This is a genomic window from Streptomyces sp. MUSC 14 (assembly GCF_001866675.1).
GTDB lineage: Bacteria > Actinomycetota > Actinomycetes > Streptomycetales > Streptomycetaceae > Streptomyces.
Genome location: NZ_MLYN01000094.1, coordinates 21098 through 34416, shown reverse-complemented (window position 1 = coordinate 34416; position 13319 = coordinate 21098). Strand labels below are relative to the sequence as shown.

General features: G+C 72.9%; 13 protein-coding genes. 7 read left to right on the top strand and 6 right to left on the bottom strand.

Annotated features, from left to right (window positions below):
* The first annotated feature begins 1 nt into the window (after position 1).
* Genes pgi through BIV25_RS43835 form a run of 3 tightly spaced genes read left to right on the top strand, consistent with a single transcriptional unit; the run spans position 2 to position 3150 of the window.
* On the top strand, positions 2–1669 hold the full coding sequence (gene pgi / locus BIV25_RS43845) for a glucose-6-phosphate isomerase (RefSeq protein WP_071378187.1): 1668 nt from the start codon (positions 2–4) through the stop codon (positions 1667–1669).
* 2 nt (positions 1670–1671) lie between these two features.
* Positions 1672–2550: a phosphogluconate dehydrogenase (NAD(+)-dependent, decarboxylating) gene (gene gnd, locus BIV25_RS43840; RefSeq protein WP_071378186.1), complete on the top strand. Its 879-nt coding sequence runs from the start codon at positions 1672–1674 to the stop codon at positions 2548–2550.
* A gap of 6 nt (positions 2551–2556) precedes the next feature.
* A complete protein-coding gene (locus tag BIV25_RS43835) occupies positions 2557–3150 on the top strand; it encodes a histidine phosphatase family protein (protein ID WP_071378185.1) in 594 nt (197 codons plus the stop codon).
* 39 nt (positions 3151–3189) lie between these two features.
* Here the strand turns inward: BIV25_RS43835 and BIV25_RS43830 are convergent, their stop codons facing one another.
* The 3 genes from BIV25_RS43830 to BIV25_RS43820 form a co-directional block, all read right to left on the bottom strand.
* The gene (locus BIV25_RS43830) at positions 3190–5118 is read right to left on the bottom strand and encodes a glycosyltransferase family 39 protein (RefSeq protein WP_079177278.1); all 1929 of its coding nucleotides are present in this window, start codon (positions 5116–5118) and stop codon (positions 3190–3192) included.
* 171 nt (positions 5119–5289) lie between these two features.
* Positions 5290–7278 carry a sugar phosphate isomerase/epimerase and 4-hydroxyphenylpyruvate domain-containing protein gene (locus BIV25_RS51835; RefSeq protein ID WP_079177280.1) on the bottom strand — a complete coding sequence of 663 codons (1989 nt, stop codon included), beginning with the start codon at positions 7276–7278 and terminating at the stop codon, positions 5290–5292.
* An 83-nt stretch (positions 7279–7361) separates the two neighbouring features.
* The gene (locus tag BIV25_RS43820) at positions 7362–8255 is read right to left on the bottom strand and encodes a shikimate dehydrogenase (RefSeq protein ID WP_071378184.1); all 894 of its coding nucleotides are present in this window, start codon (positions 8253–8255) and stop codon (positions 7362–7364) included.
* 163 nt (positions 8256–8418) lie between these two features.
* On the opposite strand from BIV25_RS43820, the gene BIV25_RS43815 reads away from it, so the two are divergent.
* Together BIV25_RS43815 and BIV25_RS43810 are read left to right on the top strand one after the other, a co-directional pair.
* A complete protein-coding gene (locus BIV25_RS43815; protein WP_071378183.1) occupies positions 8419–9084 on the top strand; it encodes a TetR family transcriptional regulator in 666 nt (221 codons plus the stop codon).
* 194 nt (positions 9085–9278) lie between these two features.
* Entirely contained in the window at positions 9279–10640 is a 1362-nt protein-coding gene (locus BIV25_RS43810) for an MFS transporter (RefSeq protein WP_071378182.1), read from the top strand.
* 40 nt (positions 10641–10680) lie between these two features.
* Here the strand turns inward: BIV25_RS43810 and BIV25_RS43805 are convergent, their stop codons facing one another.
* A complete protein-coding gene (locus BIV25_RS43805) occupies positions 10681–11022 on the bottom strand; it encodes a VOC family protein (RefSeq protein WP_071378181.1) in 342 nt (113 codons plus the stop codon).
* A gap of 182 nt (positions 11023–11204) precedes the next feature.
* On the opposite strand from BIV25_RS43805, the gene BIV25_RS43800 reads away from it, so the two are divergent.
* On the top strand, positions 11205–11648 hold the full coding sequence (locus tag BIV25_RS43800; protein ID WP_071378180.1) for an SHOCT domain-containing protein: 444 nt from the start codon (positions 11205–11207) through the stop codon (positions 11646–11648).
* 58 nt (positions 11649–11706) lie between these two features.
* Positions 11707–12123 (top strand): hypothetical protein, encoded by a 417-nt coding sequence (locus tag BIV25_RS43795; RefSeq protein ID WP_071378179.1) that lies wholly within the window; start codon positions 11707–11709, stop codon positions 12121–12123.
* A 62-nt stretch (positions 12124–12185) separates the two neighbouring features.
* On the opposite strand, the gene BIV25_RS43790 is transcribed toward BIV25_RS43795, so the two are convergent.
* Positions 12186–12782, bottom strand: coding sequence for a TetR/AcrR family transcriptional regulator (locus BIV25_RS43790; protein WP_071378178.1), 597 nt, complete (start codon positions 12780–12782; stop codon positions 12186–12188).
* Between the two features lie 93 nt (positions 12783–12875).
* A complete protein-coding gene (locus BIV25_RS43785) occupies positions 12876–13316 on the bottom strand; it encodes a PPOX class F420-dependent oxidoreductase (protein ID WP_071378177.1) in 441 nt (146 codons plus the stop codon).
* Positions 13317–13319: the final 3 nt, after the last annotated feature.

Below are 13319 nucleotides of genomic sequence, written 5' to 3'. Positions count from 1 at the left end.
CATGGCAGCGACCCAGCATTCCGGGTTCCCCCAGCTCACCCACCGGCCCGAGTGGACGGCTCTCGCCGACCACCGCGCCGAGGGCAGGCCGCACCTGCGCGAGCTGTTCGCGCAGGACCCCGGCCGCGCCGAGCGGTACGTCGTACGGGTCGGGGACCTGTACATCGACTACAGCAAGCACCTGATCACCGACGAGACGCTGGCGCTGCTGCAGGAACTCGCCACCGCCACCGGCGTCTCCGGCCTGCGCGACGCCATGTTCCGCGGCGAGAAGATCAACGTCACCGAGGACCGGGCCGTGCTGCACACCGCGCTGCGCGCCCCGCGCGACGCGGTGATCGAGGTCGACGGCGAGAACGTGGTGCCGAAGGTGCACGCCGTCCTCGACAAGATGGCGCGCTTCGCCGACCGCGTCCGCTCCGGCGAGTGGACCGGCCACACCGGCAAGCGGATCAGGAACGTCGTCAACATCGGCATCGGCGGCTCCGACCTCGGGCCCGCGATGGCGTACGAGGCCCTGCGCCCGTACACCGCACGGGAGTTGACGGTCCGCTTCGTGTCCAACGTGGACGGCGCCGACCTGCACGAGGCGACCCGTGACCTGGACCCGGCGGAGACCCTGTTCATCGTCGCGTCCAAGACGTTCACCACGATCGAGACGATCACCAACGCGACCTCGGCGCGGTCCTGGCTGCTCAAGGCCTTCGACGGCGACGACAAGGCCGTGGCGAAGCACTTCGTGGCCCTGTCGACGAACGGCGGGAAGGTCACCGAGTTCGGCATCGACCCGGACAACATGTTCGAGTTCTGGGACTGGGTCGGCGGCCGCTACTCGTACGACTCCGCGATCGGGCTGTCCCTGATGATCGCGATCGGCCCGGACCGCTTCCGCGAGATGCTGGACGGCTTCCACCTGGTCGACGAGCACTTCCGCACCGCCCCCGCCGAGGCCAACGCCCCGCTGCTGCTCGGCCTGCTGGGCGTCTGGTACGGCGACTTCTTCGACGCGCAGTCGCACGCGGTGCTGCCGTACAGCCACTACCTGTCGAAGTTCACCGCCTACCTCCAGCAGCTGGACATGGAGTCCAACGGCAAGTCGGTGCAGCGCGACGGCCGGCCCGTCGAGTGGCAGACCGGTCCGGTCGTGTGGGGCACCCCGGGCACCAACGGGCAGCACGCCTACTACCAGTTGATCCACCAGGGCACCAAGCTGATCCCGGCGGACTTCATCGGCTTCGCCCGCCCGGCCGACGAGCTGAGCAGGGAACTCAAGGCGCAGCACGACCTGTTGATGGCCAACTTCTTCGCCCAGACCCAGGCCCTCGCCTTCGGCAAGAGCGCCGAGGAGGTCCGCGCGGAGGGCGTGGCCGAGGAGCAGGTGGCGCACCGCACCTTCCACGGCGACCACCCCACCACCACGATCCTGGCCGGCGAGCCGACCCCGTCCGTGCTCGGCCAGCTCATCGCCCTCTACGAGCACAAGGTGTTCGTCCAGGGCGCGATCTGGAACATCGACTCCTTCGACCAGTGGGGCGTCGAACTCGGCAAGGTCCTCGCCAAGCGCGTCGAGCCCGCCCTCACCGAAGGCGCGGACGTCCCCGGTCTCGACCCCTCCTCCCGGGCCCTCGTCGCCGCCTACCGCACTCTCAAGAACGCAACGGAGAACTGATCATGCAGCTCGGTCTCATCGGTCTCGGCAAGATGGGCGGCAACATGCGCGAGCGGATCCGCCGCGCCGGCCACACCGTCATCGGCTACGACCGCAACCCCGACGTCTCCGACGTCAAGTCCCTCGAAGAGCTGGTCGAGAAGCTCGACGCGCCCCGCCACATCTGGGTGATGGTCCCGGCCGGCACCGCCACCCAGACCGTCGTCGACGAACTCGGCGACCTGCTCCAGCCCGGCGACACGGTCATCGACGGCGGCAACTCCCGCTGGACCGACGACGAGAAGCACGCCGCCGCCCTCGCCATCAAGGGCATCGGCTTCGTCGACGCCGGTGTCTCCGGCGGCGTGTGGGGCCTGCAGAACGGCTACGCGCTCATGGTCGGCGGCGACAAGGAGCACGTCGAGCGGCTGCACCCGATCTTCGAGGCGCTCAAGCCGGAGGGCCCCTACGGCTACGTCCACGCGGGCCGGGTCGGCGCCGGGCACTTCTCCAAGATGGTCCACAACGGCATCGAGTACGCCATGATGCAGGCGTACGCCGAGGGCTGGGAGCTGCTGGAGAAGGTGCACTCCGTGGAGAACGTGCGCGAGGTGTTCCGCTCCTGGCAGGAGGGCACCGTCATCCGCTCCTGGCTGCTCGACCTCGCGGTCAACGCCCTGGACGAGGACGAGCACCTGGAGAAGCTGCGCGGCTACGCGGAGGACTCCGGCGAGGGCCGCTGGACGGTCGAGGCGGCCATCGACAACGCCGTCCCGCTGCCCGCGATCACGGCGTCGCTCTTCGCCCGGTTCGCCTCGCGCCAGGACGACTCGCCGCAGATGAAGATGATCGCCGCGCTGCGCAACCAGTTCGGCGGCCACGCGGTCGAGAAGAAGGACTGAACCACCGTGGGGGACCTCCTGCTGGTCCGCCACGGTGAGACGGAGTGGAGCCGGTCGGGCCAGCACACCAGCTGGACCGACCTGCCCCTGACCGAGCACGGCGAGGAACAGGCCAAGTCCCTCGCCCCGCTCCTCACCGGGCGGACGTACGCCCGCGCGCTGGCCAGCCCGCTGGGCCGCGCGATACGCACCGCCGAACTGGCGGGTCTGAGCGGGCTCGTGACCGACCCCGACCTGCACGAGTGGGACTACGGCGGCTACGAGGGCATCACCACGGTCGACATCCACGCCGGCCGCCCCGGCTGGGACCTGTGGACCGAGGGTGTGCCGCCCGGCCCCGAGGGCCACCCGGGCGAGTCGCCCGCGCAGATCGGCGCCCGCGCCGACCGGGTGCTGGCGCGGGTCGACACGGCGCTCGCCGAGGGCGCCGGGGACGTGGTCCTCGTCGCCCACGCCCACTTCCTGCGGGTGCTCACCGCCCGCCGGCTGGGCCTGGCGCCCGCCGAGGGCCGGCTGTTCCAGCTGGCCACCGGCACGGTCAGCCGGCTCTCCACCGAGCACGGCCGGCCCGTGATCGCCGAGTGGAACAGGCGGGCCTGACGGCCGTCGGCCGTACGCCCGCCCGCCCCGCGGCCCGGTTCACCCCTTGCGGTGGGCCGGGCCGCAGTCGTACAGCCGGTGCGCGTGGTCGCGCGAGCCGTCGTACGCGGCCGCCGGGACGAGGGCGCAGTGGTCGGCCGTCCAGCGCACCAGCCCGCCGACGAGCGTGTGCTTACCGTGTCCGCGCGCGGCCCGGATGTCGGTCCGCTTCAGGACGACGTAGCGCAGCCGGCCGGAGTCGACCAGCTGGTGGAAGCGGGCGGACGAGGGGTACGGGACCCGTCCGGTGAAGCCGCCCATGGGCATGACGTGCGCGTTCGCCGAGATGACGTACGGCGCGGCGGACCACCAGCCGGGGACGGCGGCCAGGTACTCGGCGCCGTGCCGGTGCGCGGTGAGATAGCCGAGCACGTGCTGCTGGGTGGAGGTGAGCTGGGCGAGCGGGTTGCCCGGACGGTGGCTGCTGGGGCCGACCCGGGCCAGCGAGCCGGGCTGGTTGTAGCGCAGCGACAGGGCCGACGCCGACCAGGCGGCGGGCACGAGCAGGGCCGCGGCCAGGCCCACGGCCAGACCGGCGCGGGCCGCGCGCGGGCGGTGCCGGAACGCGGTCAGGGCCAGGGCGAGCACCGCGAGGGCGCCGGCGGCCGGGGCCGACCAGGGCAGGAAGTGCGGGGACCACAGGGCCAGCGCCACGCACCAGGCGGCGTTCGCGGCGAGCGCCGCCGGCAGCACCCAGGCCCGCGGGCCGCCCCTGAGCCCGGCCCGCCAGGCCCGTACGACACCGGCACCGGCGAACGCGGCGAGCGCGACCGCGACCACGCCCATGTAGTAGGTGTGCCCGGTGACGCTGCCGAAGCTGAAGACGAAGAAGAACGTCCCCAGCCACACGCCCCACAGCACCTGGCCCGCGAGCACCCGGTCCGTGCGGGCCGGGCGGCGCCGCCACAGCGCCACGGCGCCGCCGGCGAGCCCGAGCGCGGCGAGCGGGTAGAGCCACCCGGTCTGGGTGGCGAGCCCGGGGCTGAACATCTTCCACACGCTGTCGCCCATGCCGGGGCCCGAACCGGCCGCCCGCAGGCTCTCGTTGGGCGCGACACTGCCGGTGCCGGCCGCGTCGACACCGACGGTGTGGAAGCGGGTGAGGAAGTTGTAGCCGACGACCAGCCCGAACGCCGAGTTGTCGGTGGTGCCGTCGAGATACGGACGGGCGGAGCCCGGGGTGAGGGTGGCCGCGACCATCCATGACACCGACACCGCGAACATGACCGCGCCGGCGAGCGCGAGGTCCCGCAGCCGGCGGCGCAGACTCGGCGGAGCGGCGACCAGGTAGGTGGCGGCGAGCGCGGGCAGCACCGCCCAGGCCTCCAGCATCTTGCACTGGAAGGCGACGCCCACCCAGAACCCGGAGAGCAGCAGCGGGCCCACCCGGCCCCGCTCGGTCGCCCGCCAGGCCGCCTCGGCGGCGAGCAGGAGCAGCAGGACGAACGGGGCGTCCTCGGTGACGGACCGGCCGAGGCCGACGGTCACCGGGGTGAGGGCCAGGAAGGCCGCCGCCAGCAGCCCGGCGGGCACGCCCGCCCAGCGCCGGACCACCACATGGAGCAGGACCACCGAGGCGACGATCTCCAGGGCCTGCGGCAGCACCAGCGCCCACGGGTGGAAGCCGAACACCAGCGCCGACAGGGCCTGCGGCCACAGGAAGCCGGGCAGTTTGTCGATGGTGAGGGTGTTTCCCGGGTCGAAGGAGCCGAAGAAGAACGCGACCGGGTTGTCCGTCATGCTGCGCACCGCGGCGGCGTAGAAGCCGTGGAACGAACTGTGGTCGAGGCCCCACAGGCACAGCAGCGCGGCGAGTGCGGCTATGGCCACCAGTACCGGGCGTTCGTACCGCTGGGTACGCGGGCGGGGCGCGGCCGCGGGCGGCGGCCCGCCGTCCCGGACGACCGACTCGGTGGGGGTGCTCAGCATGAACGGCCTTTCAGGCTCCCGGAAAACGTGGTGATACGGGCGCAGCGCGCATACCGGATCTTGCGGAGTATCCGCGTCCGGAGATGTACGGAGCCTGAACCGGAGCTGAATCCGGTGGAGGTCTCACCGGCCTCTCACCCCTACGAGAGATCCGGTAAGAGGCCGGTCAGTTCATCGCAAGAGCCGTCCTGTGTGCTGAGCCGCGAGCCGCACCGGCGCGTTGGCGGCGCCGTACCCCTGGTGGCCGGGATCGCGCTGGACGAGTTCGAAGAAGACCCGGCCGACCGTCTCGGTGTAGCAGTGCCGGAAGGCGCCGTCCGCGTCGCGGTCGTAGAGGATGCCGAGCTCGCGGTACGTCTCCAACTCGCCCTCGGCGAAAACGAACCGGGCGGCGAGGTCGTCGTAGTAGTTGTCCGGGACCGGCAGCAGGCGGCCGCCGGCCGCACGCAGCGCGCGGGCGGCGGCCACCACGTCGTCGGTGGCCAGCGCGATGTGCGCGGCGTGCACCGTCCCGTCGGCGGGCGCCGCGCCGACGGTGAGCGCGATACGGACAGCGCCGTCGGCGCTCGCGACGGCCCTGCTGCGGCGCAGCCCGTAGGGGTCGGCGAGGTCGATGCTCTCGCGGGCGTCCAGCCCGAGGACGCCGCGGTGGAACAGCGTCGCCGCGTCGTACCGGTGCCAGGGCTGGGTGAGGGCGAGGTGGTCGACACGGGTGACGTCCGCGGGCCCGGGGGCGTCCGGCAGCGCGGCGAAGTCGCCCCGCCCGTGCGGGAGCCGGGATACGTCGGAGGCCTCGTCGGCGACGAAGAACAGCTCCCTGCCATCGGGCGCGGCCACCGCGTCCAGCACGGCCTCCTCGGGAACGCGACGGCGGGCCAGGACGGGGGCGAGGCGGTCGATGCGGGTGGCGTCCGCGGGCCCAGGGGCGTCCGGCAGCGCGGCGAAGTCGCCCCGCCAGTCGGGGAGCCCGGACGCGCCCGAAGCGCCGTCGGCGACGAAGAACAGCTCCGTGCCATCGGGCGCGGACACCGCGTCCAGCACGGCCTCCTCGAGAGCGCGACGGCGGGGCAGGACGGGGGCGTGCAGGGCCTCGGCGCGGCGGGCGGCGCCGGCGGGGTCGGGGAACGCGAGCCCGATCGCGGCGAGCCGGGTGCCGTCGCGGCGGTCGGCGGCGGTGTTGACGAGGATCCGGGCCGCACCGCGCTCCCACAGGTCGACGGGTTTGCCGCGGTGCCGGGCGGTGCGGGCGAAGCCGAGGGCGGCCAGCAGGGCGGTGACCGGTTCGGCGTCCGCGGTGAGGAGTTCGGCGAAGGCGATCCCCGTGGGGACGACCGGCGGCGGCAACTCGGCGGCGCCGACGGCCTCCTGGAGCAGCAGCAGGGACCGGTGGGCGTCCACGGCGGTGGCGGCGGCGTCGGCCTGCCGGTGGACGTCGTTGAACACCTCCAGCGACAACGGCCCCCGGTAGCCGGCGTCGAGGACGTGCCGCAGCAGCCCCGCGACATCGAGTCCGCCCTGGCCGGGGAAGCAGCGGTGGTGGCGGCTCCACTGGAGGACGTCCATGGCCGGCAGCGGTGCGTCGGCGAGCTGGAGGAAGAAGATCCTGTCGCCGGGGATGTCCGCGATGCCGCGGGGGTCCGAGCCGCGGGAGAGGATGTGGAAGCTGTCCAGGCAGGTGCCGAGCGCGGGATGTCCGGCCGCCTCGACGATGCGCCACGCATGGTCGTACGTGTTCACGTGCCGCCCCCAGGCCAGGGCCTCGTACGCCACCCGGATCCCGAACTCCTTGGCCATGTCGGCGAGTTGGGAGAGTTGTGCCGCGGCGAGGGCGTCGTCGTCCACGGCGAGCGGACTGACGCTGGAGCACACGAGCACGGTGTCGGCGCCGAGGCGCCGCATCAGCTCGAACTTGTGCCGGGCGCGCTTCAGGTTTCCGGCGTGGACCTCCTCCGGCACGGCCTCGATGTCCCGCATCGGCTGGTACAGGTCGATCCGCAGCCCGAGATCGGCGCACCGGGCGCGGACCTCTCCGGGCGGGAGCGCGCTGGCGAGCAGGTCGTTCTCGAAGATCTCCACCCCGTCGAACCCGGCCCGCGCGGCGGCGGTGAGCTTCTCGGTGAGGGAGCCGCTGAGAGAGACGGTGGCGATGGAGGTGGGCAGCACCCCGTAAGGGGCGCGGGCCGTGCCGGCATGCGGCTCCGCCGCGGGGGCGCGGTCGACCCCGCCGAAGCCCGCACCGGTCATCAGGCCACACTCCCCGAACGCTCGGCCCCCACCAGCTCCGCGAAGTCCCCCAGCATGCGCCCACTGTCCGGCTCCACCCCCGTGAACAGCCGAAACGCGTCCGCGGCCTGGAACACGGCCATTCCGCCCCCGGGCAGCACGGCACAGCCGCGCTCCCGCGCGGCCCGCACCAGCTCGGTCTCCAACGGCCGGTACACCACCTCGGCCACCCACAGTCCGGCCTGCAACAGCTCGGCGGGCAGCGGCAGTCCGGGGTACGCGGCCATACCCGTAGGGGTCGCGTGGACGAGTCCGCCCGCACCGTCGGCCTCCGCCAGCAGCGCCGGCAGCTGTTCGACGGCCGCCGCCTGCGCCCGGCCGGGGCCGAAGTGCCGTGCGAGCGACTCGGCGAGCGCGGCCGCGCGGCCGGGCAGCGCGTCGACGACCGTCACCCGCCCCGCGCCCAGGGTCAGCACGGCGTGCGCCACCGCCGCGCCCGCGCCGCCCGCGCCGAGCTGGACGACCCGCTCCAGCGGGGCGTCCGGCAGGCCGCGCGCGAAGGACGCGGCGAAGCCGGTGACGTCGGTGTTGTGGCCCACGGCCCGGCCGTCCTCGCCGAAGACGACGGTGTTGACCGCGCCGAGCGCCTCGGCGCGCGGGTCGAGCGCGTCCAGGTGATCGAGGACGAGCTGCTTGCAGGGGTGAGTGATGTTGAGCCCGTCGAAGCCGAGGTCGCGGGCGGCCCGGACCAGGTCGCCGACGGCCTCCGGGGCGACGCCGAGGACGTCGATGTCGAGGAGCCGGTAGAGGTGGCGCAGGCCCTGCCGGTCCGCCTCCCGCTGGTGCAGGGCGGGGCTGAGCGAGGGACCTATGCCGGCCCCGACCAGCCCGACGAGATACGAGTCCTTGGCCACGCGGACCTCCCGAGGGGACGCTAATGTACGAACCAGTACGTTAGCTATATCAGCGGCGGGAGTCCCGGGGAAGCCCCCGGCGGCGCCCCGGGCCCTGCTTCTACAATCACCGGCACCACCGACGAGTGCTCCGCCCCGGTGTCCCCGGCCCCGAAGGAAACCGATGACCAGCGTCGAAGAACCCCTGCAACCCGGCGGGAAGGTGCGCGACGCCGCCCGCACCCGGGCCGAGATCCTCGACGTGGCCACGCAGGAGTTCGCGCGGGCCGGCTACGACGGCGCCCGGGTCGACGAGATAGCGGCCCGCACCCGCACCACCAAGCGGATGATCTACTACTACTTCGGCGGGAAGGAACAGCTGTTCACGGCCGTGCTGGAGCGGGCGTACGGCGTGATCCGGGAGGCCGAGCAGCGCCTGGACGTCGACCATCTGGACCCGGTCGCGGCGATCCGGCGCCTCGCCGAGCTGACCCTCGACCACCACGAGGAGCACCCGGACTTCATCCGCCTGGTCAGCATCGAGAACATCCACGGCGCCGAGCACATCGCGGCCTCCGGGAAGCTCGCACGGATCGGATCCCCGGCGCTGGACGTGATCCGCCGGATCCTCGCCGCCGGACAGGAGTCCGGGCTGTTCACGGCCGACGTGGACGCGGTCGACCTGCACGCGGTGATCAGCTCGTTCTGCTTCTTCCGGGTCGCCAACCGGCCTACGTTCGGCGCCCTGTTCGGCCGCGACCTGGCGGACCCGGGCCGGCGCGAGCACTACCGCACCATGCTCGGCGACATGGTGATCGCGTACCTGACGGCGGAGCGGGCGGACGACTGACCACCGCGCGGCGTCCGCCCGGAACGGCAGTCGCACGGTCTCTTGACACAGGGGAAACAGCGGCGCAACATCCCACCCACCACAACTAACTATCCAGTGGGTTAATCAGCCGCCGCGATCCGGCCCTCGCCCGCTCCCCTCGCCGCCCGACTCCCCTCTTCCGCAGGGTGACGTTCCCCCGAAGGAGCACTGCCGTGTCCGAGTCCGTCCCCGCGCCCGCCCCCGACGCCCCTGCCGGCCAGCCCCGGAAGGCGGCGACGGCCGCCTGGATCGGCAGCGCGCTGGAGTACTACGACTTCTTCGTCTACGGCAGCGCCGCCGCCCTGATCTTCCCGAAGGTGTTCTTCGACGCCTCCGATCCGGCCACCGCCACCCTGCTCTCGCTCGCCACCTTCGGCGTCGCCTATGCCGCCCGGCCGCTCGGCGCGCTGGTCCTCGGGCACGTCGGCGACCGGCTCGGCCGCAAGAAGATCATGGTGTTCACGCTGCTTCTGATGGGTCTGTCGACGTTCCTGATCGGCTGTCTGCCCACCCGTGCCGAGGCCGGCTCCCTCGCCCCCGTGCTGCTCGTGCTCTGCCGGGTCCTGCAGGGCATATCGGCGGCCGGCGAGCAGGCGAGCGCGAGTTCCATGAGCCTGGAACACGCGCCGGAGCACCGGCGCGGGTTCTTCACCAGCTTCACGCTCAGCGGCACCCAGGGCGGCCAGCTCATCGCCACGCTCGTCTTCATCCCGGTGGCGCGGCTGCCCGAGGACCAGTTGCTCTCCTGGGGCTGGCGGGTGCCGTTCTGGCTGAGCGTGGCGGTCGCCGTCGTCGGCTTCGTCATCCGGCGCCGGCTGCGCGAGACGCCCGCCTTCACCCGGCAGGCGGCCACCGAGGGCGTGCTGAAGCTGCCGCTCGCGGTGCTGCTGCGCGAGCACGGGACGGACGTGCTGCGCGTGGTCGCGGGCGCGCTCATCGCCTCCGTCAGCACGATCTTCACGGTGTGGGCGCTGGCCTACGCCACCAGTGACGCGGTCGGCATGTCCCGTACCTCGATGCTGTGGGTGGGCGCCCTCGCCAACCTGGTCGCCCTCGGCGCGATCCCGCTGTGGGCGACCCTGTCGGACCGGATCGGGCGCCGGCCGGTGTTCCTGATCGGCGCGGTCGGCAGCGCGGTGTCGATGGCCGGCTATCTGTGGGCGATCTCCACCGGCTCCTACCCGCTGACCCTGGCCCTCGGCGTCGTCTCCTTCGGCGTGCTCTACAGCGCGGCGAACGGCGTGTGGCCCGCCTTCTACGGCGAGATGTTCGCGACCCGGGTCCGGCTGTCCGGCGTGGCGATCGGCACCCAGACCGGCTTCGCGGTGGCCGGGTTCGCGGTCACCTTCGCGGCGGAGATCGCCGGTCCGGGCGGCACCGACTGGGGCGCGGTGGCCCTGTTCACGGCGGCGCTGTGCGTCCCGCCGACCGTCGCCGCGCTCAGCGCCCGCGAGACGCACGCCGTCCCCACGGAACTGCTCGGCGAGCGAAAGGGCGGCAGGCCGACGGCGCAGGCGCAGCGGATCACGGCGTGAGCGGGAGCGGCGCACGATCCCTCGGCGCCCCGGACGTGCTCTAGGGACGCGGGTGACGGGGCTCGTACAAGCCGATCTCACCACCACCCGGCAGCCGCACCGCCGTCACCCGGCCCCACCGGGCCTCCTCCACCGGCCGACTGAACTCCGCTCCCCGCTCGACGAGTTGGCGCCGGGTCTCGTCCAGGTCGTCGCAGGTCAGCATCAGCTCGTGCGAGGGCGTGCCGTCGGTGGGGTGGACGGCCACCTCGGTGGGCGGCGCCTTGAAGATGAGCCATCCGCTGCCCGCGTCGACGTAGTTCCAGCAGAGGGTCCCGCGCAGAAAGGCCCGGTCGGCCTCCGGGTCCCGGCTGTAGAGCACCACATGTGCACCGTTGATCACGCGGGGGAGGCTAGTGCGGCGGGCGGGCCCGGACAAGCACCGGGGCCCGGCGGCCGCCGGGCATGTCCGGTCCCTGGTACGGATCACCCGCGGGGGCCGGGGTGGCCGCACGCCCGTCCCGCGCGCACGCTGGGAACCGTAGGGAAGACGACCGGGCGCGGTCCCGGAACGGAGGAGGAGCCATGAGCGCGCAGACCTACCTCGCGTACGACTATCCGGCGCTGAGCGTCTTCTGGTCCATGCTGGTGTTCTTCCTGTGGATCATGTGGTTCGTCCTGCTCTTCCGGATCGTCGTCGACATCTTCCGGGACGACGACCTGGGTGGCTGGGCCAAGGCCGGCTGGCTCGTGTTCGTCATCGTCCTGCCCTTCCTGGGCGTCTTCGTCTACCTGATCGCCCGCGGCAGGAACATGGGCCGCCGGGAAGCCGAACAGGTCCGTGCGCAGCAGCAGGCCGTCGACACCTACATCCGTGAGACCGCCCACGCAGGCACGCCCCCGACCAGCGCCGACGAGCTCGAGAAGCTGTCCGGGCTGCGCTCTCGCGGCGACATCACCGACGACGAGTTCCGGCGGGCGAAGGAACTGGTCCTCACCGGCGGCGGGACGGCCCACCACGCCCCGTGACGTCCCCGCCGCACCGGCGCACCGAGCACGTCGCACGGCACAGAAACGAGGTGGCACGATGACCGCCGCACCCACGCCCACCGCCAGGGAACAATGGGCGACCGGCCTGACCGCCTTCGGCGCGATCATGCTCGTGCTCGCCGGGGTCCTGGGCATCTTCCGCGGCATCATGGCGATCGCGCACGACGACGTGTTCCTCGTGACGCGCGACTACGTCTTCCGGTTCGACCTCACGGGCTGGGGCTGGATCCATCTGATCCTCGGCGTCGTCGCGCTGCTCGTGAGCTTCGGCCTCTTCCGGGGCGCCCTGTGGGCGCGTGTGTGCGGAGTGGCCATCGCCTCGCTGATCATCATCGCCAACTTCCTCTCCCTGCCGTACTACCCGGTCTGGTCGATCGTGCTGATCGCCTTCTCCGGACTCATCATCTGGGCCCTGTGCGTGGGAGAGAAGGGCGCCTCCGAGCTGTTCGACTGAGGTGTCGATGCCGGGGCGCCCGCGACGCGTGTCTCCGCTGGCGTGCCAGCGACTCGCCCCGGTCAGGGCACCGGGGCCGCCGCGGCGTCGAGCAGCGGGCCCAGTTCCCGTACGGCCGTGGTCAGCGGCCGTACGTCCTGGTCGGCGCGGGCCAGCAGGATCGCGCCCTCCAGGGTGCTGATCATCAGCGTGGCCAGGGACGCGGCGCGGGCCGCGGGGACGCCCATGCCGGCCAGGGCCTCGGCGAGCGGGGTCCGCCAGGCCGCGAAGGCGGTGGCCGCGGCCTCACGGGCCGGGCCGTCGGCGGCGGCGCACTCGGCGGTGGCCGCGGCGACGGGGCAGCCCGCGGCGAAGCCATCCGCCGCGTACTCGTCGGTCCACTGCGCGACCATCGCCGCGAACAGGGCACTCGGCCTCGGCTCGTCCAGGCTCGCGACGAAGCGCCCGATCCGCCGGCCCGCGTACCGTCCGGCCCAGCCGACCGCCTCGTCGACCAGCTGTTCCTTGCCGCCCGGGAAGTAGTGCTGCAGGGACCCGCGCGGTGCCCCGGCATGGGCGGCGACCTCACGCATACCGGTGGCGGTCACGCCGTGCCGCCGGATGAGCTGGGCCGCGCTGACGACCATCCGCTCCCGCGGCCCCGGCCGTTCCTCACCCATCGCCGACCTCCGTCCCGTGACGGCCCCAGCCTATGACCGCCGTCATAACCGCCGCCACCAGGACGGCGGACCGGCGACCGTCACACCTCCCGCTCACTCCTTCTTCGGGATCCCGTACGCCCGCTCCACCCGCAGCCGTACGACCAGGCGCCGGTCGCGGACCATCGCCGCGCGGTAGTCGTCCCAGTCGGGGTGTTCGCCGAGGACGTCGCGGTAGAGGCGGATCAGCTCCTCGACCGTGTCGTCGTGCGGGTCCCGGGCGACCGGGGTCAGTTCGGCGGTGCCCTCGGCGACGGTGTACGCCCAGCGGTCGGCGCTGGTGACGTGGTACGAGGCGCGGGGGTCGCGGCGCAGGTTGCGGGTCTTGGCGCGGTCGTCGGTGACGGAGATCCGGATGAGCCGCTCGTCGGGGTCGTAGGCGTGGCTGACGTTGGACAGCTGGGGGTGGCCGTCCTGTTTGAGGGTGACCAGGGTGCCGCCGTGGCCCGCGGAGAGCAGGTCGAGCAGGGCGTCCTGCGTGGTGTCGTGAGTCATATC

Coding starts and splice junctions, on each gene's coding strand:
- pgi (WP_071378187.1), top strand. CDS start 2: ATGGCAGCGACCCAGCATTCCGGGTTCCCCCAGCTCACCCACCGGCCC.
- gnd (WP_071378186.1), top strand. CDS start 1,672: ATGCAGCTCGGTCTCATCGGTCTCGGCAAGATGGGCGGCAACATGCGC.
- BIV25_RS43800 (WP_071378180.1), top strand. CDS start 11,205: ATGAGCGCGCAGACCTACCTCGCGTACGACTATCCGGCGCTGAGCGTC.
- BIV25_RS43830 (WP_079177278.1), bottom strand. CDS start 5,118: ATGCTGAGCACCCCCACCGAGTCGGTCGTCCGGGACGGCGGGCCGCCG.
- BIV25_RS43790 (WP_071378178.1), bottom strand. CDS start 12,782: ATGGGTGAGGAACGGCCGGGGCCGCGGGAGCGGATGGTCGTCAGCGCG.
- BIV25_RS43795 (WP_071378179.1), top strand. CDS start 11,707: ATGACCGCCGCACCCACGCCCACCGCCAGGGAACAATGGGCGACCGGC.
- BIV25_RS43785 (WP_071378177.1), bottom strand. CDS start 13,316: ATGACTCACGACACCACGCAGGACGCCCTGCTCGACCTGCTCTCCGCG.
- BIV25_RS43815 (WP_071378183.1), top strand. CDS start 8,419: ATGACCAGCGTCGAAGAACCCCTGCAACCCGGCGGGAAGGTGCGCGAC.